Origin of the sequence: Verrucosispora sp. SN26_14.1, assembly GCF_004307965.1 — a bacterium.
GTDB lineage: Bacteria > Actinomycetota > Actinomycetes > Mycobacteriales > Micromonosporaceae > Micromonospora.
In genome coordinates, this window is record NZ_SISL01000472.1 from 1 (window position 1) to 4,480 (window position 4,480).

The 4,480-nt window shown below is 72.8% G+C and carries 4 protein-coding genes; all 4 read left to right on the forward strand.

What is annotated here, in order from left to right; all coding sequences use genetic code 11:
• The first annotated feature begins 83 nt into the window (after window positions 1-83).
• A complete protein-coding gene (locus EYA84_RS27310; RefSeq protein WP_131056650.1) occupies window positions 84-1,259 on the forward strand; it encodes an acyl-CoA dehydrogenase family protein in 1,176 nt (391 codons plus the stop codon).
• Entirely contained in the window at window positions 1,256-2,668 is a 1,413-nt protein-coding gene (locus EYA84_RS27315; protein ID WP_131056652.1) for a 4-hydroxyphenylacetate 3-hydroxylase N-terminal domain-containing protein, read from the forward strand. The genes EYA84_RS27310 and EYA84_RS27315 overlap by 4 nt, the downstream gene beginning before the upstream one ends.
• Complete coding sequence (locus tag EYA84_RS27320) at window positions 2,665-3,174, forward strand: hypothetical protein (protein ID WP_131056654.1); 510 nt, start codon at window positions 2,665-2,667, stop codon at window positions 3,172-3,174. Before EYA84_RS27315 ends, EYA84_RS27320 begins: the two co-directional genes overlap by 4 nt.
• A gap of 76 nt (window positions 3,175-3,250) precedes the next feature.
• The coding region (locus EYA84_RS27325; RefSeq protein ID WP_131056656.1) for a hypothetical protein at window positions 3,251-4,480 on the forward strand (1,230 nt) is incomplete at its 3' end.

Sequence of the window (4,480 nt, forward strand, 5' to 3'; positions counted from 1 at the left end):
GCTAGTCTCGTGGGCGCGGAGTTGTTTATAAGATACAGCGCGTTCGCCGAGCGGCGCGCGCCGGTCTGGGCGGGGCGGTGACCATGCCGGACCCGACTTTCGACGCGCTGGTCACCGAGATCCACGCGTTCGCCGCCGCCGAAGGGCTGGTCCGTCACGACCCGGAGGCCGTGGTGGACGAGCCCGGCGGCGGTGACAGCGGGCTGGCCGTCTCCTCGGCGTTCCAGCGACGGCTCTTCGACGCCGGCCTCGCCTGGTTCGACGGACCCGTCGAGCACGGCGGCCGGGGCCTGGACCCGGACGTCGCCGCCGCGCTGCGTGACGTCCTGTGCGGGTACGCGCTGCCCGACCAGGCGTACTTCACGGTCAGCCGGCGCATCGTCGCGCCGACGATCCTGGCCCACGGCACCGCGCCGCAGCGGGACCGCTGGGTCCGGGCCCTGTGGCGGGGGGACGCCCTCGCCTGCCAGCTCTTCTCGGAGCCGGAAGCCGGTTCCGACCTCGCCGCGCTTCGCTGCACGGCGGTACGCGACGGTGACGACTGGGTGCTCAACGGCCAGAAGGTGTGGTCCTCGTGGGCACATCTCTCCGACGTCGGCGAGTTGCTCGCCCGCACCGGGGCGCCCGCCGACCGTCACCGGTCCATCACCGCCTTCCTGGTCGAGATGGACCGTCCCGGCATCACCGTCCGGCCGATCCGTCAGATCAACGGCGACAGCCACTTCAACGAGGTCTTCTTCGACGACGTCCGGATCCCCGACAGTGCCCGGCTCGGTGCCGTCGACGACGGTTGGGCCGTCGCGATGTCCACGCTGACCAGCGAGCGCGCGGCGATGGGCAGCCGGGACAAGACGTACCTGAGCCAGCCGTTCCGGCGGCTGCGTGCCCTGGTCGGCGACCGGAACCCACTCGGCGAGGCCGACCGGGAGCTGCTGGCCGAGGCGTGGATCCGCGAGCAGCTCGCCGGGGTCACGGCGGACCGGGTCGCCACCGCGGGGCTCTCGCCGTCGGTGGGCAAACTCGCCCTCGTCGACGACCTCGGCTTCTACGGCCGCGCCGCCGCGCGGCTGCTCGGACCCGACCTGGTCGCCGACGACGGCAGCTCGGGCGGCTCCGCCTGGTCGGACTTCCTGCTCAGCTCACCCGCGCAACGCATCGCCGGCGGCACCGACCAGATCCAGCGCGGCATCGTCGCCGAGCGGGTGCTCGGCCTGCCCCGTGACCGGCACCCTCGAACGAAAGGACCCGCAGCGCCATGATGACCGGGGAACAGTACCGGCAGAGCCTCCGTGACGGCCGTCAGGTCTACCTCGCGGGCCGGCGGATCGAGGACGTCACCGAGGAGCCGCTGCTGCGGCAGAGCATCGCGATGACCGCCGCGAACTACGACGAGTTCTACCGGCCCGGCGACGACGCGTACGGGCCGCTGTTCTTCATCCCGCGCAGCGTGGAGGATCTGCGTTACCAGGAGGTGGAGCAGCTCAAGTGGGCCAATCCCACCCGCACCACGTCGGTGAGCCTGCTGATGCTGATGACCGCCGCCAGCCGGATCCGGTCGCAGTTGCCGGAGTACGCCGACCGGGTGATGGACTACTTCGAGCACGCCAAGAAGGTCGACCTGCGCTGCGTGCAGACGATCACCGACGCCAAGGGCAACCGGGCCCTGTCGCCGATGAAGCAGGACGACCCGGACCTGTACGTCCGGGTGGTCAGCCGGGACTCCGGCGGGGTGGTCATCCGGGGGGCGAAGCTGCACATCACCGGTGCCCCGATCGACCACGACCTCATCGTGATGCCGACCAAGCGGATGAAGCCGGGTGAGGAGGACTGGTCGATCGCCTGCGCGGTGCCGGTCAACTCGCCCGGCGTGAAGATCGTCGCCACCACGTACGCGCCGCGTCCGGACCTGCCGACCGACTACTTCCCCTACAGCGGTCGGCGCAACATGGCCGAGGGGTTCGTCATCTTCGACGACGTCTACGTGCCCAACGAGCGGGTGTTCCTCGACGGCGAGGTGGAGCACTCCGCCACGTTCGCCCACTCGCTCGGGCTGTGGGAACGCATCGGCAGTGTCGCGCACTACGTCGAGATGGCCGACACGCTCGTCGGTATGGCCCAGCTCATCGCCGAGGCCAACGGGTTGCAGCGCATCCCGCACATCCGCCAGAAGATCGCCGAGCTGATCAACTACGCGACGATGGTGCGGGCCGGGCTGGAGGCCGCCGTCAACAACGCCCAGTTCACCGCGGAGGGTTGGGCGTCCCCGGACGAGCTGATGACCAACGCGGCGAAGTACTTCGCCGCGTTGAACTACGCCGAGATGGTGCGCAACCTGCACGACGTGGCCGGCGGCAGCATCCTCACCGCGCCGATGCTCGACGACCTGCGTCACCCGGAGACGGGCGAGTTCGTCGCGAAGTACATGCGCACGATGGAGGGCGTCGACGCCGAGCACCGGATGCGGCTCTTCCACGGCATCCGCGACTTCACCGCCGACACGTTCGGCGGCTGGCAGAGCGTGACCATCCTCCAGGGCGGCGGAGGGTTGCACGCGCAACGCCTCATCGTCGAGAAGCACTACGACATGACGCACGCGAAGCACCTGGCCCGCAAGGTGTGCGGGATCGAGGAGCCGACCGCCGATCCGACGCCGGGAACCGTGTCGTGACCGCTGCGGAGGAGGTGGCCGCGGAGCTGGGCTCCGCGCTGCGGGACTTCCTCGGCGCGTACGCCCACCCCGTCGTGCCGGTGGAGGACGGCGGGCACGTGTGGTCGCGGCTCAGCGGCGAGCTGGGTCTGGCCGGGTTGCTCGTCCCGGAGTCGCGGGGTGGGCTGGGCTTCGGCGCGGCCGAACTGGTCGCCGTCGCCCGACACCGGGCGGCGTGGCCCGATCCGCGCCTGGTGCTGCTGGTGCTGAACACCCGCTCCGGGCACCCCCGGTACGCCGGGTCGCCCCACCCGCCCACCGACGACGTCCCGTACGCGGGCTGGGCCCGCCTGCTCGGTCTGCGCGGCATCCGCGTCGACCGGCCGGAACTGGTCGGCGCGGCCGGGGCCGAGGCGTTCGGCGCGGACCGGCCGTGCCTGCTGGAGCTGGTGGTCGGCCCGGCCGGCATGGACCCCGCCGGGGTGTTGCGTACCGTCGGCGTGGACAGTCGAAGATCACCTGATTGATCCCGCTCGGTGGAGGGATGCCCTGTTTAAGGCGCATCCGGGCGGGAAGCCGGGCCGCGTGAGCGAACGGGGCACGGTGGGGCCGGCGCGAGGATCGCGACCGGGACTCACGGCAGCGGGTGCGGGGCTGACCGGCGACCGGGTGGTCGCGGTCGGCAGCACGTCCCGGATCCTCGTCGCCGCCGTCGCCCGTGCGTTGCGCGGCACCGACTGTGCCGACCTCGGTCACGTCGGCCCGGTGTCCCGGTTCGCCGGCACCCCGGACCCGATCCGCCGCGCCGCCGCCGCCCGTACCGCCGGACGGGTGGCCCTCACCGCCGGGCAGACCGCCGAGGTCGACGCCGCCCGGGTCGCCGGCTGGTTCGTCGACCAGTACCCGCGCGGCCGGTACCCCGGTGTGCTGCTGGGCTCGCCGCACGGCGCCGCCGCCCACCTGGCGACCGCGCTCGGGATGCCGTGGCTGCCCGCCGGTTTCGAGATGACCGCGCACTGGCCGCGCGGCGCGGTGGACCGCCCCCGCGCCGCCCTGGACCACGGCGCCGCCCTCGCCGGACGGCTGCTGGCCGGAAACCCCGACCTGCACGTACGCCAGGTGCACTGCCCGGCCAGCCGGGGCTCGCTGGCCGGCGTGACGGTCGCGTTGACCGCCCGGTGGCGCACGCTGCCCACGGCGTACCGGCGGTTCCTGAGCGACCGGTTGGTGCCGGGCGCGCCGGTGCTGGTGCTCAGCGACGCGCGGACCTGGCCGGTGCACGACGCCGCCGACGGGCACAGCTTCCAGGTGGGCTGCCCGGCCAGCGGGCTGGAGCCGGTCGACTTCCACCCGGACAGCCCCGCGCTGCGGCAGGTGTTGCGCTCCTCCGGGGGAGAGGGCGTGAACTGGGATCCGCCGGAGATCTCCGCCCCGCCGGCCGCCGCCGAGCACGGTGTGGAGCCCGGTCTGGACCGTGCCGTCGGGGACTGGACCGCTCGCGCCGGGCATCCGGTACGCCGGCTGCTGTTCCCGGCACCGGGGGTGCTCAGCGCCGCCGTCGCCGACCTGTACCGTCGCTGGCTGCGCGCCGCCGGCAAGACCGGTGACCGGTTGGTGGTGGAGTGCGGCCGACTGCTCGACCCGTGGCAGGTGGTGCGGGCGGGGATGGTGCCGTACTGGTGCGAGAACGCCACCCGGCGCAGCGTCGAACAGGTCGAGTGGTGGCTCGCCGGCAGCGAACCGTTCGCCTCGGTGGACGTGCTCCCCGAGCCGCCCGGCGTACGCTCACCGGCGCTGGCCGGACTGCCGCAGCTGGCTCTTCTACACATCTGC